This window comes from Rhodococcus sp. BP-349 (assembly GCF_019835845.1).
GTDB lineage: Bacteria > Actinomycetota > Actinomycetes > Mycobacteriales > Mycobacteriaceae > Rhodococcoides.
The window spans coordinates 1053533-1079850 of sequence record NZ_JABUDR010000002.1; the positions used below are offsets into that span (position 1 = coordinate 1053533).

Genomic DNA, 26318 nt, shown 5'->3' on the forward strand with positions numbered 1-26318 from the left:
GTCAGGAGTACCAGGGGAGCCAGGCCGTCACGATGAACTCGCCACCCATGGCTGTCCACCGCACCCACCCGCCGGCGTTGTGAGATTGCTCCGCGAGGCCGGCCAGTCCGGTTCGCGAACCAGGGCCAGGTTGCGCTGTCGTCGAGATGTGGTTGCGCACAGTCAGGCTGATGCCGTCGGTGTCCGCCCCACTCACCGTGATGTGAAGGGGGGAACTCGGGGCATGCTTCTGACTGTTGGTCAGAGCTTCCTGCACGATGCGGTACGCGGTATGACTGGTCAGATCGCCGACCACACCGGGATGAATGTCCTGGACCAGCGTCACCCGACACCCGGCAGAACGCGCTGCGTCGACAAGGTCCCCGATTCCCGCGATGCTGCGCCGACCAGCATCCTCGCCGCCGGTGTCGGACCCGCGGAGAACGCCGATGATGCGTTTGAGCTCGTCCAGGGACTCGTGAGCAGTGGACCGGATCAGTGCCGACGTGTTGGAGATCTTCTCCGGTCCGTCATTGCTCCCGACCTGTAAACCGCCTGCCAGCAACGATATTCGGCTGAGCCCGGCGGCCAGGGTATCGTGCATATCGCGCGCGATGCGGGAGCGTTCCTGCTGTATCAGCATGTCTTCGTGCAGGCGCTGCGATTGCGCGGTCGCCTGATCGCGGGACTGCACGGCCACCACGAGATCGGACTTCGTACGGCGAAGCTGAGAGAGCCCCAGGACGACGGCGACGAGGACGGCCGCGACGAGCCAGGGAAGCCACCAGGGAAGCGACCACGTCGGCGGGGGAGTGCCCTCGACGTGCTTGACTCCGATGGTCAGGACCGAGTAGTCGCGGCGGCGCCCTGCGTCGTATACGAGGGATATCGCGCAGGCCAGGTAGACCGCGACTGCAGCACCGTCGAGAGTGCGACCTCGAGCGAAGACGCCCACCGCGTAGAGGGCTATCAGCGCGGCCGTTGCGTCGGTGGCGAAGAAGAGCGGACCGGCGACGGCCATCGCGAGGACGATCCACGGTTTGTCGTGTCGCCAGATCAACGCAATCGCGGCGGCCATATTGAGGACGACGCCGAGCGCCACGTTCCACACCGGTGTTCCCGATGTGCCCGCGAGACCGGCAGTCATGAAGGTGCAGAACAAGCTGAGCGTCACTGCGCCGACGGTCCAGGCGCGACGCCGAACCGTAGCTGCAGTAGTGGTCACAGAGAAGACGGTACGGCCATGGTCCGACATGAGCCCCCGTTCTTCGGTCGCGAAAGCCGACCGAAAGGAGGAGTGGGACCGGCCGAATCGACGAGGTGCCCGACGGGGTCACTGCGGTGTTCTTGGTGGGACGCACCGACCGGTGCCGGCACCACCGAAAGGACTCGCCATGACTCAGCCTCCCCAGAACCCGTACGCGCAGCCACAGCAGCCGCCGTCCACGAAGAACTGGTTCCTGCGGCACAAGATCCTCACGGCGATCGGTGCGGTCGTCGTAATCGCGGTCGGCGTCAATCTGGCGAGCGGAGGACAGGACTCGTCGACGAGCGGCACCACGTCCTCCTCGCAGGCCGCAACGCAGGGCAGCAGTGCGCCGGCCGAAGAGTCGGCACCGGGAATCGGTGCCGCGGTGAGGGACGGCAAGTTCGAGTTCGTCGTGCAGAACGTCGAGCGTGGCGTCGCCAGTGTGGGGGATCAGTACACGTCGCAGACGCCGCAGGGCGAGTACGTGCTGGTCACCCTGAATGTCGCGAACATCGGCAACGAGCAGCAGCTGTTCGACACGTCGTCGCAGAAGCTGCTCGACGGGCAGGGGCGCGAGTACTCGACCGACACGCTCGCGACGGTGACCAATGACCCGAATCTCGGATTCTCGCAGATCAATCCGGGCAACTCACTCGTGGCGACACTCGTCTACGACGTGCCGGCGGGCACCGCACCGTCGGAGATCGAGCTTCATGACTCTTTGTTCTCCGGCGGAGTCACCGTCTCCGTCGCCTGATCGTCAGTTCACCTATCCGTCCCCATCTCAGGAGTTCCCATGCCAGATGCTTCTTTGTCCCTGGTTGCAGCCCTACTCGACCGTTCCGGTTCGATGTCGTCCATCGCCGACGACACCCGCGGTGGCTTCGACGCCTTCATCGACGCCGAGCGTGGTCACGACGGCACAACCGTCGTGACGCTGGCGCAGTTCGATGACCAGTACGCGATGGTCTACGACTCGACACCGATCGACCGAGTCCCTCCGCTGTACCTGGTACCCCGCGGGATGACGGCGTTGTACGACGCGGTGGGGAAGTTCGTCACCGAGATCGGCTCGTCGCTTGCGGCCTTGCCCGAGGAAGAACGGCCGGGATCGGTCACCGTGCTGGTGATGACCGACGGGCAGGAGAACTCGAGTCGGGAGTGGTCGAACCAGGCGGTTCGCGAGCTGATCGAGCAGCAGGAATCGCAGTACGGGTGGGACTTCGTGTTCCTGGGCGCCAACATGGACGCGGTGGACACCGGTTCGCAGATGGGCTTCAAGGCCGACAAGTCGCTGACCTACGACGCCTCGTCGGTGGGTGTGAGCGCAGCGTTCTCGGCAGTGGTGGACTATCAGGATCGGAAGCGCGCCTACGGGATGCAGCAGGTGGATGGGTTCTCGGAGGGGGATCGTCGGAGGGCGGGGCGGTAGGTGTTCAGCCGCTTGTGCGCCGAATGCCGTTCGACGCAAGCGTTATCCGGTACCGTCCGAGACTCTGAGGCTGGCGAGATCGAAGGAATGGATCATGGGACTGTTCGATGGCATGATGGGCAATGCTGGACGTATCGATCCGCAGGCAGCTCATGCCGAGTACGGCCGGCTGCTCGGCAACGGAGAACAGATTCACGCTGCGTACCTGTTGATCCGAGACGCGTTCCTATTCACCAACCGTCGTCTCATTATGGTGGACAAGCAGGGCATCACCGGTCGGAAGGTGGAGTACCACAGCGTCCTCTACCGCGCGATCACCCACTTCTCCGTGGAGACTGCGGGAACGTTCGATTTGGACGCCGAGCTCAAGATCTGGATCTCTGGCAACCCGGCACCCATCGAGAAGCAATTCAACAAGTCGGTCGACATCTACGAGGTGCAGGGGATCCTGTCGCACTTCGTCGCAGTGTGAAACCCACTCAAGGCTCTATCCGAGAACGGTTGGAACGAAGGTCGACGGAGTTCAGGTGAACCACGGGGAACAACACGAGCTGCACGCGCTCCGTCGTGTCTACGCGGAGTATCAGCGCGAATTGACCGAGCGATCGTCGGAGGCGGTGCGGTACGCCGGTCCGCGCAATGGTTTGTGGACCGGCACCGGCCTACCGCAGCAACAGCGGCTGAGCGACGCCGTGTTGCTGGGTCGAGTAGAGCTGTTCAAGGCAGACCAGGATGTGTTGAACGGACGCAGGTATTTCTACGTCGGCGGAGCCCATGCCGCATTAGGTGACGTCGAAGTCTTCAATTGGACAGCGCCGATCGCCTGCGCATTCTTCGGGGGCCGTCAGCATCACGACCTGTGCAGCACCGTCGCGGGAGTGCGGACCTTGCTGTATCACGATGGAGTCGTGTCAGGCTACGTTGACGATGTCAGTGGGCACCGGCTCTCGGGGCTTGATCAGGATTTCGCAGGTGGGTCACGATTCAGATCTCGTCTAGAGCGCAGCTTCAGTGCGAGCCGCATGCCGGATGTGTCCCCGCGGCGAAGTCGTGACTCCGGCCTGGGCGCCAATCCCACGGTACGTGTTGAGGACAACGAGATACGCAACCCGGCTGCGCTACACGCGAGTGTGACTGCACCGAAATCGACAGTTCTGGCCTCGCACCTGGCGACCCTGCAGCGCGAGCAATACGACCTGGTGACAGCGCCGGCGATGCACACGACGCTTATCGAAGGGCCGCCTGGGTGTGGCAAAACCGTGATCGCGGTTCACCGCGCCGCCTATGTGGTCAGCCGTGATACCCCACCCGAGAATTCGATGGACGGCAACGTCCTTCTCCTCGGGCCGACAAGAGGTTACGTTTCCCACGTCGCCTCAGCGGTGTCTTCGCTTGCCGATAGTGGGGAACGCATTCGAATTCAAGCCTTACCGGGTTTGATGCAGGAAATCGCCGGATTGCGGACGGAGCCGTCGGGGTCACCTACTCGGTGCTGGCGTGATGCTGATTTCGAGTTGGGTAGGTTCGCGCAGGCGGCGGTGACCAGGGCCCGTAACGCTCACGGGGAACACGTGACAGCGAAGCACGCGTTTGAGCAGCTGCGACGGGGTCTAGTATCCGAGCGTAATCGAGATTTTGCGGAGTGGACGCGCTATTTGAGGCAGTTGCCGTCGTTCGCCAGGGCTGCCACGACGCGTGCCTACCTCCCTCTTCTCGCGATCTTGCAATGGTCAGTCGATCCCGATCCCGCCTACGCGAATATCGAACACATCATCGTTGACGAGGCCCAAGATCTGACAGCGCTCGAATGGTTCTTCGTTCACTTGTTGAACGAGACGCGCCAGTACACACTCCTGGGCGACCTGAACCAACGGCGATCTGACCACACACCTGCCAGCTGGGAATCGGTCATGGACATCCTCGAGGTCGAGGCAGGCGGGGAGACACGGGCTGACGTGCATCGCGGTTATCGTTCGACCCAGCCGATCCTGGACTACGCCGCCCGACTACTGCCACGAGAGTCGAGGCGGAATGCAGCATTGAGGGCGGATGGTCCCGCTCCAGAGATCGTGCAGACGCGGTCCGCGGAGGTAGGTCGAACGCTGGTACGTCTGATCGAGCAACTGGTCGACCGCTACCCAGACGGAACCGTGGCAATCATCGCTCATGACCGGACTGGTGCCCACAGTCGTCTACAGGCCCGGGGGTGGACGCCGGTCCGAGATGCAACCTGGTGCCACCGGCAGAACCGAGTCGAGGTTCATGACGCTGATTCCGCACGTGGTCTGGAATTCGACGCGGTAGTGGTTTTGGAGCCGGCGGACTTCCGGCGCAATCTCGGTAGATCAGGACCGCTCTACACTTCGCTTACGCGTGCGAATAAGAAGCTTGTCGTCTTGCACGCCAAGCCGCTCCCGACAAGGTTGGAGATGCGCTGAACGACTAGTAGCTGCCATACCTGGTTGCTTGCCTCCGTTTGCGCTCCTCGCGAGCGGCGTCCGCCCTGATCGAGCCAGAAGATGCCGCATACGGAACCGTGCCGGCGGACGTCGAACCGCGACGGGTACTCGATGGACCCCGGCGAAGCGGGTTCTTAGCAATCTAGTCGCAACCGTTTCGCGTGAGTGGTCGTCGTGGCGAACGAAATGTCAGACATCCGATGTCCGGATGCGTCACCGGGTTGGTGAACCTCTGGTCGAATAGCGAGATGAGTGAATTGAAGCCTCGGACCGTGCTTGCGAACGCGGAGGGGCAACGCTACCGAATTGTCCGCGAGATAGGCGCTGGAGGCTTTGGTCGGGTGTACCTAGCGCACCGCTTGTTTGGTGCCGAGGATCAGCAAGCCGTAGCAGTCAAAGTATGCTCGACGCCACGCGATTGGCACGGTGAGGCATTCTACGGCGAGCTTCTTGCGCGAGAGCGGGGAGTCGTCCGCGTTCTCGACTCCTTCGCGCACCCGGTCGGTAAGTCTCGCATCGGCTACGTGCTCGTTTCCGAGCTCATGAGCGAGGGAACGGTCGCGGACCGTGTGGAGGATAGCGATGGACCACTTTGGAGCGAGTCTCGTGTGCGCTCGCGGATTTCAGCTCTACTCATACTACTTGCCAAGATGCACGAGGCAGGAATCACGCACCGAGACATTAAGCCGAGCAACGTCTATGTCCGCAACGGGGCCCTCGTGCTGGGTGATTTCGGGATATCCAAGATGACTCTGGGTGTGCAGCGTAGCGAGGTGGACGCTTGGACTCCGGCGTTCAGTCCGCGAGACGTCGGTGACGGATTCCTTTGGGGACCTGCTGTGGATGTGTTTCAAGTCGGTCTGCTTACGGCCACCCTCCTCACCGGAACAGTCTGGCAAACAGACGACCTTGCAGGATTGAGGCATTCGCAGATTGCTGACGACCTTATGTGCTGGATTTGGCACACGACGTCGCCGAAGGCGCGTCGCTATCAATCGGCGCGAGAAGCCGCCCATGCCCTGAACACGCTGGGCCGAGACACTATGGCACCGGGCCGATTCCCCTCCCGCCTGGCGAACCAACACGTGGTCCTGACAGGTCGGATAGACGGGATGACTCGAAAAGATGCGATCGGCGGCCTTATGCGCGCAGGCGCTCGTGTCCAGGAAACTGTGACAAACGAGACCTCCCTGTTGATACGCGGCACTGTGCGAAATGTGCTCGGTGAGACAGAAGGCCGGAAATTATTCGCAGTCCGCGAGCGCAGGCGAACCGGACAGAAAATACACATCGTTTCAGGCGGGCAGCTGGTCCGCGCCTTGAGCTAGGTGCGGCTCATCGTCGTGAGCACCCGAGACCTCGCGTGACACCTGGAGGGGCAGGGTCCGCGGAGACCAACGGACCACCTGACCTGTTTGTCGGATCCTCCGGTTAGATTGGCACTTCGTCGCATGGTGAAGAGGAGTGCAGTGGTCGACAGTGGCGATGCCGAGGTGCGTGCGCGGGTGCGTCGGCTTCTGGGGTTCCTGCGGGAGACTGTGGCGGCGCGCTCCAAGCCTGTTCGCGCGTACGGGCCGGACACTAGGCTCGAGTGGTTGTACCGTCCGGGCCGCGCGCTGGAGATCGACACGAACGCCGCGCCGGGGCAGACGGCGGTTCGGGTTCCGCGGGTGAGTGTCGAAACTGCGCCAGCGCCGTCGCCGACGTGGAGCGCGTGGGTCAATGGAACGCTTGAAGACGCGCGCAAGCGTCCTGTCGTGGACCCAGCAATCCCTCGCGAACATCGTGAAGCGGCGCATGAGTGGCTTGCCGAATGGTCGCGTTGGGCGGAGGAAGACTCTCGTATCCGTCCTTTCGCAGCTCTCTACTTGTCAGTGGACCGGATGAGGGAGGATATTCTCGAGCAACCCGAAACGGTCGAGGTGGTCCTGGCGTCCGGCCTGCTGGCGGTGGATGTCGGCGGATCCGCGATCGACACGCATCTGGTGACGCAGCCCGTGAAGATCATGCGGGAGGACGAGACCGGTGACCTTCTCGTCCGCGCCACACTCGGCAGCAGTGCTCGACTCGAGGACAAGCAGATCTTCGCTGGACTGCACGGTCTGGACATCTCTCAGTCCGATCGGCTTCTGTCCAAACTGACTGAGACGGCATCGACGCCGCTGTCGCCAGAGGTCTCTGATGTGCTGAGCGAGTGGGCTGCCAGGGCCGTGGGCGGACTCAGATATGTCAGCGCGTCGGACATGCCGCCCGCCATCCGTAGGGGAACCGTCAGGGAAGCTCCGGCGCTGCTCTTGCGGCCACGTTCGGGCTTCGCGCTGATCTCCTACTTCGACGCGATGATCGCAGCGATGGACACCGGAGCTCCGGTGCCGCTGGGACTGCAGCAACTGGTCGAGAGCATCGACTCGACGGATCGGTTGGATTGGCTGTCCAGGAAACCCGACGAAGCGCCCGCAGAAGTCCTGTTCCCGCTCGCGGTCAACCGCGCACAAGGCAGCATCATGGAGAAACTTGCCCTCGACACCGGTGTGGTCGTCGAGGGCCCTCCCGGAACCGGTAAAACTCACACCATCGCGAATTTGATGTCGGCGATGTTGGCCCAGGGCAAAAGGGTTCTCGTCACGAGCGAGAAGGCGCAGGCATTGCGCGTTCTCCGGGACAAGCTCCCCGCTGAGCTGCAAGACCTTTGCGTCTCGGTGACCGACCTCGCGAAAGGTGGTTCCGCGGAGCTCGACCACAGCGTGTCCGTCATCGCCGACCGGCTCGAGAAGTTCGAACTCGGCGACGCCGATCGTCGCATCTCGGATCTGACCCGACTCCGGCACGGTGCGTACCAGCGGCGCCATGTCATCAAGCAGTCAGCCGTCTCCGCACGTCGAGCGGAGGCGGAACATCATCACTTCGGGCATCGATACACCGGAACCCTGGTAGGCATTCTGCAGAAACTGGAGGGCACTGAACACCTCAGCTGGGTTCCGGGTCCGGTCTACTCTGAGGCGCCACCGATCACTGAAACTGAATTTCTCTCGCTTGCAACGTTGCTCGTGAGCAGTGAAGTGCACGAAGTGGACCGCAGGCAGCACACCCTTCCGCGGTTGGGCGACGTCCTTCCTCCAGCGGCGGCCATCAGACGCCTTCTCGAGCAGTCGAGTCAGGCATCGGTGCCGGCACATCTTGCCGATGTACGACCGACGGATGCGCGGCAGCATGCTGCAGTGGCTCGGCGGATCCTCGGCAAGGCAACGGCTCTCGATGGCGACTCACAACGAATGCTCCAGAAGACGTTGTCAGGACGGCTCAGTGCTGGCTGGGACAAGGCGAGCGAACTGCCGCAGCTTGTGGAGCGGGCCCGAGATCTGGACCGACGTCTGGGTTCTGCGGCGATTTCCGTCGGAGACGCCAGTCGACGCGTGTTCGAGGCATACGACCTCGCTGCACAAGCACTCGCCGGAGGACGTGGTCTCCGGCGCCTCCGGACACCACGAGAGCTCACAGCCGTAGCTGAACTGGGTGTGGAAGTCACCGTCGACGGCAACGTGCCGCGCACTGCTACCGACTACCGAGCAGTTGCCGACCACCTGCAATTCGCCCTGCTGCTCGACGACGCCCGGTCGACCCTGTTCGAACTGGGAATCGAATTGCCGCCTGCACACGACCGCCGACAGCGGTTGGAGCAGATGCAAGGGGTGTGGGACCGGCTCATCGACGTCAGGGCCGTCACGTCTGCGATCGCGTCGCTCGAATCCGCGTTGGACGGACGTATTCGTCTCCTGTCGATCGACGATGTTCAATCGTTGATCCATGACCTCGCGGCGGTCGTCACGTCAGCGGAGAATGAGCACGTCGCGGAACGGTTGATCGCGCACGCAAGCGACTTCGAGGCAGCGACCGGCGGAGCCGACAGTCCTGAGGCGCTGCAGGTTTCCGACGCCCTTCGCCTTGCTGACCGGGCAGCCTTCGATGACGCGGTCGTCGCTTATGAGCACGCGCTGGGCGAGCACCATGAACAGTCCGCCCTCGACGCGCTCCTCTCGCGACTGGACCTGGAGGCTCCCAGCCTCAGCACCCAACTTGTCGAGGACCGCACGACCGACTGGCCTGCGCTGGCAGCCACTTTCAACGATGCGTGGGCGTGGCGTTGGGCTCGTCAGCAGGTCGAGCAACGACTCACCCGCCCCACGGCTCCGAACCTCGACGACGATTTCGATGCTGCAGACGGCGACCTGTCAGCGTTGACCGCAACGCTTGCTGCAGAGTCTGCATGGCGTGCGTGCTTACAGCGCATGACTACCCGGGAGATGCAGGCGCTCCGTACCTACCAGGACAGCGTCGGTCATATCGGCGATGGACGAAACAGACGATCCCAGCGATACCGGGCCGCAGCTCGAACAGCGATGCACGAAGCTCAGAGTGCTGTACCGGCGTGGATCATGCCGATCGGCGAGGTGCTGTCGACCATCCCGCCCGTGCAGGACAGCTTCGATGTGGTGATCGTCGACGAGGCCAGCCAGGCAGAGCCGAGCAGCCTGTTCCTCATGTGGCTTGCCCCGCGAGTCATCGTGGTTGGGGACGACCGCCAGTGCGCTCCCAACCTGATCCCGCAGGAGAGCGAGGAGAGGGTTCTCGCACGACTGGACACCTACCTCCCGGATCTTTTGATGCACGTGCGGAACAACTTCGGACCGGGATCGAGTTTGTTCTCCCTGCTACGCAGCCGGTATCCGCAGCGAGTGCGGCTCCGCGAGCATTTTCGGTGCATGCCGGAGATTATCGAGTGGTCGTCCACTCAGTTCTATCGCGACACCCCGTTGGTGCCGGTGCGGCAGTTCGGCGCTGATCGACTCAAACCGTTGCGCTCCACGTTCGTGGCGGGTGCCGCCACCAGGGGATCCGGCACCACGCTCGTAAACGAGGCCGAGGCAGAGAGCCTCGTCGAGGCCCTGTGTACATGCGTAGCCGACACAGACTACGAAGGCAGAACTTTCGGCGTCATGGTCCTGCAGAGCCAAGCGCACGCAGAGTTCATTCGGGCGCGCCTTGCCGAGAAGATTCCTGCGGAGCAGCGGGACGAGCTGCGACTCCGCGTGGGAACACCCTCCGATTTCCAAGGCGACGAACGCGATGTCGTGTTCGTATCCATGGTCGTGGCACCGACGTCGGTCACGAACGCACTTACCAGTGCTCGCTGGCAACGCAGCTTCAACGTGGCGGCGAGTCGAGCGCGAGATCAGATGTGGCTGTTCCATTCCGTGAGGGTCGAGGAGCTGTCGCCGGCCGATCTACGAGCCTCGCTTCTCACTTACGTGCATGCATTGCCTGCCGTTCCTGTGCCGCAGATGCCCGATGTATCCGACGCGCATACACCACATTCTTCCTTCGCGTCGATGACCGCGCAGCGCCTGTTCATGATCCTGCGAGACCGTGGCTACCACGTGAATCCGTCCGTCGAGATCAACGACCTTGAGCTCGATCTTGTGGTCACCGGTGTCGACACTCGGCTGGCGGTGGAGTGCGATGACGACCGCGACCAGTCCGTCGATGCCGTGGCTGTTCGCTTCGATCGCGAAGCTGATCTGCGCCGCGCTGGATGGAACTTCGTACGCCTCCGCGCTTCCGATCTTTTCGCGGACCCCGGGACCGCAGTCGCACCAGTGATCGAAGCGCTCGACGCGCTGGGCATCCTTCCGGGCGAGGTCACCATCGACCAGGAGCGCAAGACGGGCGACTGGCATCCTGTCACCCTCACAGCGGCCGACGAGGACGACGACGGTCCAGAGGAAAAACTGCTCGTCGCGTTGGCTCCTTCCGTGCTGACCGACGTGGCTCCCCTGCCTCCGCCGGTCGTCGCGGACACGCGATCGAGCCGGATGCCGGCGACTGAGCTCGAACCCGGCGAAACACGGCCCCCGCGGTTTGACGGGTCGACCGTGATCCGTGTCGATTCGCGCTACGGGTCGTCCCGACGATCAAGTGCGACGCCTTCTGTTCAGCCTCGCCCGGCTGCGCCGCGTCCTTCGTCCACCGTGATTCCGAAACGCGTGGACACACCAGCGGCAGCCCCCGCTGTCCCAGTGACGTCCGCGACCGGGATCGAGACCCTCTCACCGGAGATCCAGGCGAGGTTGGCAGCACTGCCTGCTGCGTCGATGGCGACAGGGCGTGTCATTGCAGTGGCTGCTGCGCGGCCGGGTGCTCCGCTGACTGTCCGACGATGTGCGTTGGTCACTGGTTTGACACCGGTCGTGGCGACTCAGCTGTTGGGTGAGCTTCAGCGTTCTGGGAAGTTGGTGCGGCGCCAACGGCGCGACGGCGTCGCAGAGTGGGTTCGACCGGAGGATGCAGCGTGACGCAACTTCGAGAATGGCAAGTCGAGGCCTTCGACGCATGGCGAGCCGCTGGGCACCGCGGCATCGTCGAGGCGGTCACGGGGACGGGCAAGACGCGTGTCGGAATCGCCGCGATGGTCGCTGCGCGGAGTATGCAACAGCAGATTCTCGTGGTGGTTCCGACGATCGACCTTCTCGAACAGTGGTTCACAGAAACTAAGCAGCTGCTCCCTTCTGTCTCGGTGGGCCGACGGGGTAACGGCCACAAGGACGACTTCAGGCACAGCAGCATCCTGATCAGCACTATCCATTCGGCAATCGTGAGGGGTGCTCCGCAACCACGTCCGGGAGCTTTGCTTATCGCCGACGAAGTGCACCGCTATGGCACGGACGGATTTGCTCGTGTGTTCAGTGACCGGTTCGATCACCGCCTCGGATTGACCGCGACGCTGGAGCGCCAGGACGAGGGCGTCGACACATACATCCTCCCGTACTTCGAGTCGAGGATCGCCGGGTGTGACTTCGCTCGGGGCCGGCGGGACAACGTCCTTGCTCCGGTCCGCGTCATGACCGTCGCCATCGACTTCACCACGCAGGAACGTCAGGAATTCGACGAGCACGACGCGATCGCTCGCGAAGCCCGTAAGAATCTCATCAGCAAGTACGGCTGCGCCGCTGCACCGTTCGGGGCGTTCATGAAGGACGTCACTGTGTTGGCAGAGCAGCGGGAGCTACCTGAGGGCCGACTGGCGAGCCGCTACATGTCTGCCTTCAGCAAAAGGCGGTCGTTGCTCGCGGACTGCAGAGGGAAGCTCGACGCTCTCGCCGCGTTGGCGCCGGCGCTGGCACAGTCGGATCGTTCCATCGTGTTCTCCGAGACGAAATTGTCTGCGGAAGCTGGTGCGGCCGCCCTCCGTGACAAGGGTGTGAAGTCGAGTGCGTACTCGAGCGGGCTCGATCGGCTGGCGAGGACGCGCGTGTTGCAGCAGTTCCGGGCCGGCGCGCTGACCAATCTCGTGGCTCCGCGAGTGTTGGACGAGGGCATCGACGTTCCATCCGTCGATGTCGGGGTCATCATCGCAAGCAGTAGCTCCCGTCGCCAGATGATCCAGCGGATGGGGCGCGTTCTGCGCCCTAAGCCAGGCGACCGCGCGGCAGCGTTCGTCATCCTGTACGTGCCCGGCACCATGGAAGACCCCGCGTTGGGTGCTCATGAGGCGTTCTTGGATCAGCTTCTGGACGTTGCTGAAGAGCAGGTCGATGTTCCGTTGTCCGATGCTGCAGGCACGCTCATTGGTTGGTTGGCTCAGCCGATCACGACGCCGAGGGAACAGCGTCGCCCCTCCGACTATTCGCCCGCGTCCGTAGAACCCGCAGAGGAGGAACAGACGCCGCTGCGTCTCGCCTCTTCGCAACAGCACGTGCTCTCAGCGTCGCCTTTCGACGATGTCCAGGGTGGCGTGGACGCGATGCTGCGATATGCCGCCACCCTGCCACCGATACAGGCTCGAGTTGTTGTCGACCTGTTCGGCCTGGGCGGTACACCTCCCAGTCTCATAGAAGACATTGCGACGAGTGCGGGTGTTGATCCCCCTGACGTCATCGCCATCCGTCAGGCGGCCATAAGAGGGCTGGAAGGGCTGGCACCGACGTGACGCCAATGACTCATCGCACACCAGCCCGATAAGGTGGATAGTTCGGTGTTGACGTCGCTGTCGAGCAGGCGCTGACGGGTCCGGCACGCATTGCTACGTCGCCGGTCGGGCACAGCAATCGAAAATTCGGAAGCGCGCGCGCACGCGCGTGGCGACTGGCACGCTGGTCCCATGGTGGTGAAAGCAACGGAAGACCCGCCCTTGGTGAACGGCGCGGAAAGGGCCGTGTGGGACGCGCTGTCGGCACAGCTCGGCGAGTTTGACTTCGTCGCAGCCAATCAACGAATCTCCAATCACGACAAAGACCATGAGATCGACTTTGTCGTGGCTATTGATGGCCTGGGTGTTGCATGCCTCGAGGTCAAGGGTGGCCAAGTGTGGCACGACGGGTCCACGTGGGTGCATTCTCGCGGCGGTCGCGATCACCAGATCGATCCGGTCCGGCAAGTGCTCAATGCGACTTATGCGTTGCGTGAGTACGTCGAGTCAGACGCTAGGTGGACGCAGGGGCGCGTGCCGTGGGTGCACTTGCTAGTTCTCCCCAATACCGAGCTGACGGCCGACTTCTCTCTCCCCGAATGCCCTCGGTGGAAAGTCGTAGACCGAGCTCAGTTGCATCAGCTGGTGGCTGCCGTCCGCACGGTGCTGGAGAATAAATCACACCGCGAGGTGGGCTCCGAGGCCGGCGAACAGCTTCGCATGGTCTTGAACGGCCGCGGCCTTCCGCAGAAAGATCTCTTGTCGCGGGCACTCGCCAATGAGGATGCGGCGGATGCTCTCACCACGCAGCAGACTGTGATCTTGAATGCCATCCAGCTACTTCCGCGGGTTGAAATTCGCGGCGGCGCTGGAAGCGGAAAGACTTTCTTGGCGCTGGAGCAGGCACGAAGGCTGACGAAGGCAAACAAGCGAGTCGCACTGCTCTGCTATTCACATGGGCTTGCGTCGTATCTGCGTAGGGTGACCGAGACTTGGCATTGGAAGGAGCGCCCGGCCTACGTGGGGGAGTTCCACACATTGGGGCGAGAGTGGGGTGCCGCGGCAGGACCGGCCGAGTCGGTGCGATCGGCGGAGAGCGTTCGGTTCTGGGAAGAGGTGCTCCCGGCCCAGATGGCTGACCTTGCGGGCGCCTTGGATTGGGGCAAACGCTTCGACGCGGTGGTTGTCGACGAGGCGCAGGACTTCGCGGATCCATGGTGGCGTCCGGTGGTTGAATCACTTCGCGATGAAGACGGCGGGATCTACCTGTTCAGCGACGAAGCGCAGCGCGTGTTCGATCGCCATGGGACACCGCCGCTCGACCTCGTTCCAAAAGTGCTCGACCAGAACCTTCGCAACACCCGCCAGATCGCGACATGCTTCAGTCCGCTTGCAAACCAGCGGATGCGTCTACTCGGAGGCGACGGTCCCGAGGTGACGATGGTCAGGTGCTCGCCTGATGAAGCGCTCGATCGCGCCGACGACGAGATCGAGGCACTGATCAACACCGGATGGCGACCGGAAGATCTTGCGCTTCTGTCTACGGGGACCCGCCATCCCGAGCAGGTGTCTCGTCAGCTCGAGGGTCAACGGGCTTACTGGGACAGCTTCTGGGACAAGGAGCAGGTGTTTTACGGGCACGTTCTCGGATTCAAAGGACTGGAGCGGCGGGCGGTGGTGTTGGCGGTCAACGAGTCGGGCAGTCGTGACCGGTCGAGAGAGCGTCTCTATGTCGGATTGTCACGGGCGCGAGACCAACTCGTGGTGTGTGGAGATCCCGAGTACATACGTCATGTCGGCGGCCATGAGTGTGCAACGCGCCTCGGTGTGTGACGGGGTTGTCCCGTCCGAGCCTGAAAGACGCCTCGAGCGTCGCGGGTCAACGAGCTGCACTAATTGCCAGAAAGCCATCATGAGGGTCGGCTTCGCGGCCCACCAGGCAAGCGCGGTCGAGCAACTTGTTCTGATGCTCGCATGACACTTCAGGTACTAGGAGGCAGGAGTGGCACGCCGCCAGGTTGGCGGCGCCGGCGCCGGTCGACATCGACTCGAGACATACAGGATCTGCGGAGCACCACTGGGCTCGCTCTGTGGCTGACTCGAAAAGGCGAAGTACATTGTCGATGGTTCCGTGCGAACACAAGCCGCCGAGGCTTCCAGCGGCGTCCGCGGTGGCCGTGTAGAGGAGCACCCCGGCTTGACCCTTGTCTGCGTAAACCCGTTCTCGGATCGATGAGGCAGGGTAACCGGTGTCCAGGGCGAGTTCATTGAGAAGGGCGTGTGACAGAGAGTGGAGAAGTAAGAAGCGCGGAGAAACTGGAGACACCAAGCCGACGCGTTCGGGTGCGGCGGCCTGCATCGCTTGCGTGAGCGTTTCTGCTCGATCACGCGCGAACTGAGTCTGCTGCCAGTGCGTTATCGCAGTTTCGCCGAGTCTGATGAAGACGCCCTCACCCAACACCTCGACTGCCGGCAGCCAATTGGTTCTCTTTCTCGCCAGCGAGCCGGGTGATGTAGCGACACTTTCGTTGACTGTGCTGACGCGAGCGAAGCCTCGCAGTGCGCGAACTTCCCGAAGGCGCGTCACCCGCGAGACGAGTTCGATGCGACTGTCGGCTGTGTCATCCACTCCCATGAAGGACGGTTCGCACACGAAGGTTTCGGTTCCATCCACTTCGGGGTGAGATCTCCCCAGAGCTTCGTACTCGTCCGCGCGGAGTTGCTTCGCAGCGTCCTCGTACGACTGCGGTGCATCGTGGTACTTCCGGTACGCATCGATCAGTTCTTGTTCGTCCACGTGGTATTGGCGAGCTCGTACGCCCAACATCACCACAACGTCGACTTCACTGATCTCCGAAAGTTCCGGCGCAATGCGCTCGAGAACGCGTTCGATGTCGGTCTGGGTTCGGTCGACGGTCAGCGCAGATCGCACGTCCGCGAACCACACGTTGGACGCGCCTCTTTGCAAGCCCACCAGCTGCTCATCGCAGTCCACCCTGTCACCATCGAGCCAGGGCGACGCTCCTCCACAACGCATACGCAAAGAGTTGCTTCCGAGCGCTCCTTCCAGCGTTCGGAATTGCCCGCAGCTGCAGCGGATAGTGATCCCGGCCAGTGTCGAATCGGTTGCGTCAGTATCGATTCGCAGCGAATGATCCGAGTCGGCGATGTCGGCTTTTCCACGATGAACCCAATACCTGTACGGGAAGTCTTGAATGTGGCAGTTCGTGCAGCATGCGACGAACCTCGACGGGACCAGTCTTGCGGTAATGCAGTGACGGCACTTGTTGATGTAACGGGTTTCCATCTTGTCTGCCAGCCGCCAAAACTTATCGAGTCTGGCACAACTTGGGCAGTACACCCATTCTGGGAATCGCGCAATCGGGACCATGCCCGCGCCTTCGCCACCCGGAGGTGAATACAACCGCGTCACGCCAAGGAGTCCGCACAGTCGGGGTTCTTCGATTTCGTCCGCTGCAGTGGGTTTCCAGTAATCGAGTCCCGCGACGATGAAACTTTCAGACTCGACCGGCAATATCGAGCCAACGCCATAAGTGCTGATCAGTTGGCTACGGCGAACAGTGGCCTTGACCGGCGGCTTTTTACTCTTGAGGCTTCTACTGATTACCATGTCACTGAGCTTCTCTCGCCAGGTACTTTTCGAACATTTGGGTCTCCGCGTCCACATCGCGCATGCTGGAGAGGGTAGGCCATGCGGGTTCCCGAACTGGGTAACTGGCAGGCTGCGAATTGCCACTTGTCGACGCTAGCAGTGGCTTCCGCGCAGTTTGTCGCGATGCTCTCGGATGCGTGAGTTTGCCGTATTCGTCGATGAGCTCTCGCTCGGCTGCTTCTTCCCAGATTTTGATGTAGGTGAGCAACTGGTCTCTATAGGCTTCGTATTCGTCAGGTGCGACACGTTCGGCGCGCGCGACGAGTGCGTCCACGATCTTGCGTGTCTCAGCGGGATACTTGGCTATCGCGACTGCCGAGTTGTCGTCGCGGAGACCGGGTATCAACAAGCGTATCGCTGCCACGAGCGTGCCATGGGCGCCCCGATCGCGGGCTCGTGAGGCAAAAGGCGTCGCTGTGGTGGCCTCCACCTCACGGTAGAGAGCTCTGTGGAACGGGATGAATGATTCGTAATGAGACGAGTCACGCGAACGTTGCGCATTGAGTGCGACGATGACCAATCCTGGGTGCCTCCGGCCGACCCGGCTTGTCGACTGAATGTATTCCGACGAACTCTGCGGCTGCCCGGCGACGACCATCAGGCCCAAGCGATCGATGTCGAGGCCAACCGAGATCATGTTGGTTGCGAGAACAACGTCGGGGCTATCCGGCGACGGGTATGACGTTTCCAACTTTCCCATCGCGGTCGGAATCTTGGTTTGATCAACACGGGAAGTCAGTTCGACGGGCTCCTGAGAGATGACTCGGGCCTCGGATCGATGTCGCGCGGCCACGATGCGAAGACGGTCAGGCACATCGTCCAACACCTGAAGATACGTCGAACCAAGAACCCGCAGGCTATTGAAGTAGCCGAGTAGCGTCCAGTAGTCGTCTCGTACTGCATCGGGCGCTTCCAGTTCGCTTACTGACTGGAGCAAAACCGAGTACAGACGCACCAGTAGAGTCGCTTGGCTCGTACCGGGAGCCATCACTCCGACGTAGCGGCGCGACCCTTTCTGCTCCGGAGTCGCATCGACAGCGAAGTAGTTGTCCGATGGATTCAACCCAGGTGGCGGAAACTGAACGGAATTTCTGTCGAAAATTCTCTTCACTTGTTGCTGCGCGCGCCTGATCGTGGCGGTCGAGGCTAATACTTTGGGACGGCCGGCATCCGTACAGGCCAGATCCAGCGCCGATTCGTAAAGTCCGGCCATCGTTCCGAGAGGGCCCGAAATCAAGTGAAGCTCGTCCTGGACGATCAAATCGGGCCGAGAATCCGGACCGTCGACCGAGAGAAGTGATCCGACGCGAGACCTCCACGTCATGAGAGCGAACTTGTCGACGGTCCCGATGACGAGAGACGGTCGCACTCGGTAGACATCGTCATCGGTAACGAAGCACGGTAGGCCATCGCTGAATTCGCATGAGTAATTCGGGCATCGAATAACGAGCTCACTCTTGTTCACGATGTGATAATTCCGATGACCGAGTTCAGCGGAGCACCATGGACAGCGAAGAAGTTGAACCGGCGTCGACCCTTCGGGCTGCTCGCCCGATGCGTACTTGTCGAGGATGGCTTTTGCGTCCTCGACCTTGTTCGGTGACGCCTTGTCGCCGACCCACAGGCCGAGTGTGATCTCTTTCGACTTCGGCAGATCTCGGCGTCTGATCAACTCGAGCGCACAGATGAGACCTGCTGCACGTTCGAATTGCTGTCTCGTCAGGAGTCTCAGGGTGTACCGCATGATTGCCGAAACACCGCCGTCGTCCGCGCGGCGCAATCTCCGCAGCAGCACTGTCAGTGCGATGCATCCGAGGTATGCCTCTGTCTTGCCGCCACCAGTCGGGAACCACAACAAATCCACCACGTCGCGGTCATCGTGAGTCGGATCAACGATTCCTGGAATGTTCATGAGAATGAATGCAAGCTGAAATGGTCGCCATTTCTGAGTGGAAGGCGCCTCTCCACGTGCTTTGTCCTGTGCGTCTCGCTGTGCAACCATTGCCTCGTTCATCAGACGAAATGCTCGATTGACCAACGGGTCTTCGAGCGCCTCGATGCCCGCCCTCATCCGGCGAGCGCACACTGCCGCCATGTCGATGTGCTCGAGGGCAGCCTCGCGTGCAGGCCCTGCCAACAGCCCACTGTCAGCCTCCCGCGCCTCGATCCATCTTTCGTACGCTGACGCCATGCCGGACAGGTGTGTTCTGTCGTCACTCGACGCAAGGTCGTTCATCACCAGTTGATAGGACCCGAACGGGTCATCATCGTCACCACCCGATGGTCGCGCGAGTCGTACATCGTGTGAAGGCAGGAATGTCGTACGAAGGTGAGTCACATCAGTGGCAGTCTCATCCCACGACACTGCGCACCCGTGACCGATGGCCAACGCTGGTTCGTCTCGGTACAGAAACTCTGACGAACGTACATCGGGGTCGCTGCTGGCTACATCCCGTGGTCGTCGTCGGTCGACAAACTTCCCGTTCGCGGTCGCCACCGTGATCGACGGACGGAACCAGCATGCTGCGTCGTCGTGGCCCTCGCCTGCGCTCTGAACGTTGGTATTGACCAGGGAAAGTGTCATGCGGACGACTCCGTCGACAGGGTCTCGTACGACGCCTCTGAGCAACAGGTTCTCTGCGACGACCGCGCTCAGCTGGTGCGGTCCGAGTGGGTCGAGTTCGACCGGGTGGTCCGTCGCGACGCGGATCGGCAGCCACGAACCGTCGCCTTGTTCTTCATACCGGTGCGCCATGACGTCAACGATGACTGACGTGGTTTTCGTCGAGTCCACGCTGAAGGTCAGGCCCATTGCGGACGGTCTGTGGGCATGCGACCGTGCAACAGCAGACTCGGTCGCACTACTGTCGAGAGAGGCCGAGCGCGCGTCCTCCGCAGGCTCGTCGGCCTCGAGCTTCTCGTGATACTCGGTGGCGATGGCCTGATGGGGCTTCTGTGGGTGCAGGATCCCGACAATGATTCTGTTGAGAGGAAACTCGGACAACGGGCCGTCGGCCGGACCCAACAGCTCGTCTTCCAGGCTGTCGAAGATGTCGTCTCGAGCTCGGTACCACGGTGCAAGATCCTCGGCCATCTACTCAGGTCCCTTTCGTAGTACTTCGGCCATACCGAATGGTCGTGCCTGCAACCAAAACTTTGTGTTCTCGATCGTCGACCACCTGGATTCGACACCTTCCAGCGTGACGCTACCCAGCTGCGGCCATCCACCGGCGCCACGACCTCGCAAGAGCTGCGAGAAAGCCCTGCCGAACTCGGGTGTCGTCGCACCGATAACCTCGCCGCTCACAAGGCAACGGTAGTTCGGCCAACCTGACCCGGACGACAGAAGCTCAAAGTCCACTCTCGACCCGGGCGCAGCCGAGCGTAGACATGCCTGGCCTCCGGCGTCGCCGATCATGTCATCGAGTCGCAGGCTTTCTGGCGTGATGAGCACTTCTGTCGGGAAGTTCAGGCGCGGATGGGGCCGATACATCAGGTTGCTTCTTGGCGCGGTTCTGTAGAACGGCGCTTCCCAATCCATTATTACGACCTTGTCGCGTCCGCGGGACAAAGCTACGAAGAGCAGCTCACTCTCGGGCTCGCGTTTGCCGGCGGGCCTGAGCAGCGTAGGAACGTCTGCGACCGCGACATTGTCCCACTCCAGACCTTTTGCCTGATGGATCGTCGATATGACCGGTACATCCACATCGGGAGTAAACCAGGGCTGGGCCGAGTCGAGGCTGGTCGAACAGATTCTCGCAAATGAGTTCCAGCTGACGGTTTCTCCTGCGTGCGTCGCGTGCAGAAGCAACCGAAACCAGCCCGACTCCACGTCGTCGCGGAACGATGCGAACTCATCGAATGCTGCCATCGTTACGGGTCGGCCAGACACCGCTTCCCATAAATCCGCCACCCAGGGGGCGACGGTCGCTTGTCGGGCATCCCGATGGCGGGCGTGGCAATGAAAACCGGCCTTCGCAAGCTCGTCATGAAGCGCGACAACACCCGCGTTTGTGCGGACGAGAACAGCGGTGGTACCTACCCAGTCGGCAGCCTGTTGTCCGAACTGTGCAGCGTTGAAGAGTGAAAGGTCCGTGACTAATTCGTCGAGTAGGTCAATGCGCTCGGTTGCACCGACGTGGCGCATCGCTCGAGCCGCCGTGGACACTTTCCGTGGACCACGTCGCCGTGCACGGTACTCTCCGTCCAGCGTCAAGAACGAGGTGACGTCACGGTCTCGCAGGCCTGTCAACAGACTGTCCCACGCAGACTGACCATTCTCAGCCGAAGAATCCAGAAACTCGTATATTGACTGAAGCGGATCGCCGAAGACGGTCAATCCGGAATCCGCAGGCAGCCGATCAATCAATGCGAGGAGAAACTTCCGCCTGACATTGGTCATGTCCTGAGCCTCATCGACTATCAAGTGGACGACGTCGTCCAACTCCCCGCCGTAGTCACCACATACCTTGTTGATTGCCAGCTCGATAATTGCGTCGAAGTCGATGCGTGCCGCGAACTGATCATTCCTCGTTCCAGTCAGCTCCCAAGCCAGGGAGTCCAAAGTCATCGCAACAACCGCATCGGTGTCCTTGTCGAGGCCGCTACCGAAAGCATTGATGGACGCGTTGATCGAGGTGCGAGAGAACGATACGAAGAGCACCTGTGAACCGTCGTCGGAATCGGTTCTTGTGCGCGATGTAATTTCCTCGACAAGCGCTACAGCGGTAGCTGTCTTACCTGCGCCCGGCCCCGCCGTGACGATACGGCGGTCCGAATAGTTCGCGTGGACGATTGCGCGCTGTGACTCGTCGAGATTAATGTGCACCTACCTCGGGCTCCTCAATCTCGAGAATCTCTGTGAGGCTGTCGTACACGATACTGTCTCCGAACTCGACGATATTGTCGAGCACGTTGACGATGAGGACCTCCTCGCTTCCGCCGTTTCTCGGTCCACGAAGCCCCCTACCGATCATCTGCTGGTATCGAACTTCACTGCTTGTCGGCCTGGTGATGTAAACCGCGCGAGTCAACGGGGCGTCGAATCCTTGCGACAGCACGGCATAGTTCGTGAGCACACGCAGTTCGCCGTCTTTGAATCGCTGAACGGCACTTCGTCGGTCGTCTGGGCTGGTGTCGGTGTCGATCGAAGCGGCCGGTCGGCCCTGCAACGTCAGCAAAGTCGCCAGCGTCTGCGCATTCTCGACGGACGCGGCAAACACCACGATCGGCCAATCATCAGGCTTGCTCAGAATTGAGTCCAGGATCGTTCGGGTGCGATCTTCGCGTTGGCCGAGGCGCTTTTCCGCGTTCTTGGGCATCCAGTACTTCTTGCGGAATTCCTCCAACTCTTGATCGGACAGCTCTATCGACACACCGTGCAGAATCTCGAGTCGCGCACGCGCCAGCACGCGGTCACGTTGCAGACGGACCTGAGGGATGTCGTCGCCGAATACACCTTCGTCGAGGAGGTTGTCGTCGAAACGTCTGAGAAGACGAAGCGTTTCCTCGCTCCCTTTACGTCCTCGGAACGGAGTCGCCGTCAGGCCCAAGAGTGGTTTATCCCTCTGATGAGTGCCTCTACCTGTCCACTCGAGGATTTGGGTATAGGACTTGTGAAGAGCCCCGTGAGCTTCGTCTATAACGACCAAGGGACTGTCGGCGAGCCAAGCGAAATCGGGTTCACCCACCGCCCGCTTCAGTATTTTCTGCCACGTGGCGACGACTACTTGAACTCCACCGCTTTCTTCTTCTGTTTCGTAGTTCGACCAGAACCGACTGAGCACAAGTTGGGTGTCCTGTTGGCCCTCCGCGCGCCACAAGTACGACCACGCATCGATGGCCTGCTCGCAGAGCTCCTCACCGTCGGCGAGCCACAAGATGGGGCCCGAGAATCCAGTGGTCGATTCCCCCATTGCTCCACCACGGATTGCGTAGATGATTGTCTGTACTGCGACACGCGTCTTGCCGGCGCCGGTAGGCAGGGACACGATTCCTCGGTTCGGACCGTCACCGATCAGCATGCCCAATAGACGGTTTGAAACAGCTTCCTGGTAATCGTGGAGCTTGTTCAGCTTTGTGGGGCCCTCGATGTACTCAGTCGGCTTGTTGCGACGTCCGGTTTTCTGCCCAGCCCACTCGTCTCCGAAACCCAGATCTCGAACCCACTTCCGTGTTTGGAAGGACCCGTGCCACGTGGATGGTGGGGTGACGGGAAGACCGCCCGCCTCTACCTTGCACACACGTTCCAGTGCGCGTGTTCCCAGCATGGTGATGCAGAGCCTAGTTAGTTCCGACCCGCTGATCGAGGTGCCTGCGGTCGAGCTGAGGTAATCGAGGGCATCTTTAGGGATCAGCGCCTTCAGCCTGTCTTCACCTGCAAACAGTAGGAGCCGCTCGCCGTCGTCGGCTGCGCCTCGAATCTGACGCATGAGTTTGGTGTCGCGTTTGCGCTGGCGGGCGTCAAGGTGCGCGTCGACCTGTTCACGTGAGTCGTCGAGTTCAAGGCAAGCGAGAACTTGCTGCAGGATGTCTCTTTCGTTCTCTCCAGTGACAAGAACAATATTGCCTTCTCGGCCGCACTGGCACCCGACTCGGACTTCCGGACGGCCGGGTACGGCGGCAACCTTGCTGATCGAGAGGCATTTCTGGATCGATAAGTCATCGGGGTCGTCATCTAGATCCAACTCATCGAAGATGTCGAACATGTCGAGTAGTGGTGCTGGTTCTGCGCTGGTCTCGTAGGAGTAGGTGAGTGGTAGCTCGCGACCTTCGAGGCAACCCCAGAACTCTCGAAGGTTGTAGCAGTCTTCGGCGGTGTCCAGAAGAACGCAGGGAATTCCGAATTCTTCGAGGTCGCGCTGAGCCTCGGTGTTCGGCGCCACTGCTACCTGGCCGGTTTCGACAGGGGCCCAAGTACCGCGCTGACGGACCCAGATGGTGTCTGGTGCGTTATCAGTATGAGTGTGGCACCACCAACCGTAGATTCTTCCGACGCTTACGACGTCGTCACGGTCTTTGTGCGCGTCGATAAGCCACTGAAAGTCTTCTGAACTGAGTGTGGCGATGTCGGTGCGAAGACGGAGCAACCTGACGACTTCGTCGCTCAGCTCTGGGACTCCCGCTGTCGGCAGGAGACCTTGAAACTCGCCCGCTTCACTTGAAGGGGTGAATGCCTTCGAAACATGGACTAATCCGAGATTCGTCGGAAGCATGCCTTGGTTCTTGATCCACCACAGTTCCGGTGCAATATACCGGGCGGCTTTATTCACTGAAGGATGGGTAACGCGAACATACGAATCGCGTAATTCCTTCAAGATCGACACTGTGAGAGCGGCGCGATTGGTGGGACTGAGTTGAGGAAGGCACTGCAATGGCCGTAGAACAGTGTCGATGTTGTCAACGTGTATGTTCTCGCGAGCCTGAATGCCGAGCTTCATTTGATCGCCGACGTGTTCTTTGAGCTCGGTCAGGTAGCGGCCCAACCACTTTTCGCGAGCTCTCGTCCCGTCTCTCGTCGGTCGTGACCGTACCCCGAGAAGTGCGAGGATCTCTGCGTCTGCTGCGTGGTAAGCATTATCGGCGAGGTGACTTGAATCTTCTTTGATTTGCTTCAGATAGTCGCCGGCCAGATACATGTCGGAAGGCAGAACCCAGTCCGAATTTCCGTTCTTCACGCGTACGATCTTGTCTGCATGCCCGTGCAGGATTCGATTGAAGGAATCCAGCACGGACGCCTCGCCCGATCCCCTCATCGCGATCCACAGCGCGTCCCAGTCCACGACACCATCGCGAGCTAGCGTGGAGATCAACTGACTCATCTCGCCGCCGTCTTCGAACGAGGTGATGCCGAGGTGTTCCAGTGCTGCGAGAGTCGACGGGGAACGAGTAACGTCGCCATCGATGAACACGGCGCCACCTTGGTCCGAGTCGGTCCTGATGAAGCACCGCCCGCGGACAGGTTGTTGCAGTTTTCCGTTCTCCAGTAGGACGATCTGTGAGTCGCGTACGTCCTTCGGTGCGTTTCCCCCCAGCGCTTCAATCTCCGCTGCGAGCTCGATCGCTGCGGCCGACTGCTTGGCGGTCGGATCTGCCACTACAGCTTCGATCCAACTAACGATCCGTCCAACCCGGTGTGGGTTGTCCTGCATCAGTCGGTCTACCTTCGCTATTCTTTCTCTATTTGCGGTGCACTCGGGGTGAACCCAGTCGCCTCGAGCGCCAGTAATGCTCAACCAATGTTCGGTGAAGTTTCCTACAATCTCGCTGGGTGCGCGCCTTACGGAATTCGCGGACCTCAGCTGGCCGTCCAAGTCGGGAAGGCAGCGGGCGTCTCGTAGTGCCTCGTAGACGGGCTCATTGAGTACGCCGTCAGACCAGCTCCGTATCTCCCGACCACGGGCCGGCAGGACATCTATGTATCTTCCGTACGAGCCGTCCGCAACCAGCTCTCGTCGAGCGTCTACAACAAGTTTCGGTAAAACGTCCGCAAGTATTTCCCTGTTGAACTCGCATTCGATGACGTTGATTCGATCATCCGACAGCTTCCATGGGGCGTTCACGCGGCCGCTGAGAGACAAATCCGACTTGACTGGGAAGAATGCTGACAGCTGTCCGAGCCCGAGCTTGCCTGTGGTGGGTACTGCCCAGCTGACTGTGACAGCGTCTCGACGTGCTGCGTATCCTGCAGAAGCCAAGGCTGCGTCGGAAGGTCTGTGCTCTCGCGAGATTACGAGCCAGTCGCGCGCACCGTCCTCGGTGGTGAGCGTGACTCGGTTTCCCTTCTTCGTCGCAGAGAACGATCGTTCCTGACCCGCAACAATGTCGCGCAGATCTAGCTGACGAACATGAGGAGCGAACAGGCTGAAGGATTCGTCGAATTCTGCAATCTCCTCCGAAAGGTGTTCCGCAGCACCGGGCTTGAGGGGCACCTTGACTACGGTCACAGCCCAATTGGTCATCTCCGCGAGCAATGGATCGGAGCGAATCTCCAGCGTAGGTTCTATCACCCACGAAAGCCGCAGAGCTGGCACGTCGGCGTCATCGAAGTCTTGGCCCAGCTCGTGCGAAAGCTCAGTTGCAGTCCGATGCCGACTGAACTCGAAAGACACGGTCTGACTGAAAATCTGAGGGCCGTCCGATATACCGCTGATGGACTTGAATCCGAGGCCGAAGCGCCCGATTTCATCCCCGGTCTTGTTCGATAAATGGGTGTACAGGAGTGCGCGTACACCGGTGCCTTCGAACGATTCGCCTTGATTCGCCACGTACAGAGCATCATCGGTGAGGGTCACCTGGACACGACCCCGAGTTCCACGCAGAGCGTCGGCCGCGTTCTGTACCAGTTCTTGGATCTGTTTACGCCCGTATCCGCCCTCGGCGATTCCCCGCTCTTTGCCGGCGTCTTCTTGGACCCGGTTGACATCCTGTCGGTACACCTGGACGCACTTCGCGTGATAGTCGTTGACGAGGCCGATGAGCTCCTGAGTTGGAGTGGACCAGCCTTGTGCACGCATCGAGCCTCCGATTACCAGGGCGCGGGGAGCGCCTTTGCTTGCCTATCT

At 61.2% G+C, this 26318-nt stretch carries 13 protein-coding genes; 8 read left to right on the top strand and 5 right to left on the bottom strand.

What is annotated here, in order from left to right; genetic code table 11:
- Nucleotide 1: 1 nt before the first annotated feature.
- On the bottom strand, nucleotides 2-1153 hold the full coding sequence (locus HQ325_RS15300; RefSeq protein ID WP_308014401.1) for a histidine kinase: 1152 nt from the start codon (nucleotides 1151-1153) through the stop codon (nucleotides 2-4).
- A gap of 220 nt (nucleotides 1154-1373) precedes the next feature.
- On the opposite strand from HQ325_RS15300, the gene HQ325_RS15305 reads away from it, so the two are divergent.
- From HQ325_RS15305 to HQ325_RS15340, 8 genes are all read left to right on the top strand, one after another.
- Nucleotides 1374-1985 carry a DUF4352 domain-containing protein gene (locus tag HQ325_RS15305; RefSeq protein ID WP_222630670.1) on the top strand — a complete coding sequence of 204 codons (612 nt, stop codon included), beginning with the start codon at nucleotides 1374-1376 and terminating at the stop codon, nucleotides 1983-1985.
- A 39-nt stretch (nucleotides 1986-2024) separates the two neighbouring features.
- Entirely contained in the window at nucleotides 2025-2660 is a 636-nt protein-coding gene (locus HQ325_RS15310; protein WP_222630671.1) for a VWA domain-containing protein, read from the top strand.
- Nucleotides 2661-2754: 94 nt separating this feature from the next.
- Nucleotides 2755-3132 (top strand): PH domain-containing protein, encoded by a 378-nt coding sequence (locus HQ325_RS15315; RefSeq protein ID WP_222630673.1) that lies wholly within the window; start codon nucleotides 2755-2757, stop codon nucleotides 3130-3132.
- Between the two features lie 55 nt (nucleotides 3133-3187).
- The gene (locus HQ325_RS22850; protein ID WP_222630675.1) at nucleotides 3188-5098 is read left to right on the top strand and encodes an AAA family ATPase; all 1911 of its coding nucleotides are present in this window, start codon (nucleotides 3188-3190) and stop codon (nucleotides 5096-5098) included.
- A 269-nt stretch (nucleotides 5099-5367) separates the two neighbouring features.
- Nucleotides 5368-6447, top strand: coding sequence for a protein kinase (locus HQ325_RS15325; protein WP_222630678.1), 1080 nt, complete (start codon nucleotides 5368-5370; stop codon nucleotides 6445-6447).
- Between the two features lie 141 nt (nucleotides 6448-6588).
- Nucleotides 6589-11469, top strand: a complete 4881-nt coding sequence (locus HQ325_RS15330; protein ID WP_222630680.1) for an AAA domain-containing protein — start codon at nucleotides 6589-6591, stop codon at nucleotides 11467-11469.
- Nucleotides 11466-13103, top strand: coding sequence for a DEAD/DEAH box helicase (locus HQ325_RS22855; RefSeq protein WP_222630682.1), 1638 nt, complete (start codon nucleotides 11466-11468; stop codon nucleotides 13101-13103). The genes HQ325_RS15330 and HQ325_RS22855 overlap by 4 nt, the downstream gene beginning before the upstream one ends.
- A gap of 171 nt (nucleotides 13104-13274) precedes the next feature.
- On the top strand, nucleotides 13275-14915 hold the full coding sequence (locus HQ325_RS15340) for a nuclease-related domain-containing DEAD/DEAH box helicase (protein ID WP_222630684.1): 1641 nt from the start codon (nucleotides 13275-13277) through the stop codon (nucleotides 14913-14915).
- Nucleotides 14916-14961: 46 nt separating this feature from the next.
- Here HQ325_RS15340 and drmB read toward each other — a convergent pair whose 3' ends face one another.
- Genes drmB through HQ325_RS15360 form a run of 4 tightly spaced genes read right to left on the bottom strand, consistent with a single transcriptional unit; the run spans nucleotide 14962 to nucleotide 26270 of the window.
- Nucleotides 14962-16713: a DUF1998 domain-containing protein gene (drmB, locus tag HQ325_RS15345; RefSeq protein ID WP_222630685.1), complete on the bottom strand. Its 1752-nt coding sequence runs from the start codon at nucleotides 16711-16713 to the stop codon at nucleotides 14962-14964.
- A 1-nt stretch (nucleotide 16714) separates the two neighbouring features.
- Entirely contained in the window at nucleotides 16715-19849 is a 3135-nt protein-coding gene (locus HQ325_RS15350; protein ID WP_222630686.1) for a helicase-related protein, read from the bottom strand.
- A complete protein-coding gene (locus tag HQ325_RS22860; RefSeq protein ID WP_222630687.1) occupies nucleotides 19850-21583 on the bottom strand; it encodes a UvrD-helicase domain-containing protein in 1734 nt (577 codons plus the stop codon).
- Nucleotides 21573-26270 (bottom strand): DEAD/DEAH box helicase, encoded by a 4698-nt coding sequence (locus tag HQ325_RS15360; RefSeq protein WP_222630688.1) that lies wholly within the window; start codon nucleotides 26268-26270, stop codon nucleotides 21573-21575. The genes HQ325_RS22860 and HQ325_RS15360 overlap by 11 nt, the downstream gene beginning before the upstream one ends.
- Between the last annotated feature and the right edge of the window lie 48 nt (nucleotides 26271-26318).

Coding starts and splice junctions, on each gene's coding strand:
- HQ325_RS15305 (WP_222630670.1), top strand. CDS start 1,374: ATGACTCAGCCTCCCCAGAACCCGTACGCGCAGCCACAGCAGCCGCCG.
- HQ325_RS15310 (WP_222630671.1), top strand. CDS start 2,025: ATGCCAGATGCTTCTTTGTCCCTGGTTGCAGCCCTACTCGACCGTTCC.
- HQ325_RS15315 (WP_222630673.1), top strand. CDS start 2,755: ATGGGACTGTTCGATGGCATGATGGGCAATGCTGGACGTATCGATCCG.
- HQ325_RS15325 (WP_222630678.1), top strand. CDS start 5,368: ATGAGTGAATTGAAGCCTCGGACCGTGCTTGCGAACGCGGAGGGGCAA.
- HQ325_RS15340 (WP_222630684.1), top strand. CDS start 13,275: ATGGTGGTGAAAGCAACGGAAGACCCGCCCTTGGTGAACGGCGCGGAA.
- drmB (WP_222630685.1), bottom strand. CDS start 16,713: ATGGTAATCAGTAGAAGCCTCAAGAGTAAAAAGCCGCCGGTCAAGGCC.
- HQ325_RS15350 (WP_222630686.1), bottom strand. CDS start 19,849: ATGGCCGAGGATCTTGCACCGTGGTACCGAGCTCGAGACGACATCTTC.
- HQ325_RS15360 (WP_222630688.1), bottom strand. CDS start 26,270: ATGCGTGCACAAGGCTGGTCCACTCCAACTCAGGAGCTCATCGGCCTC.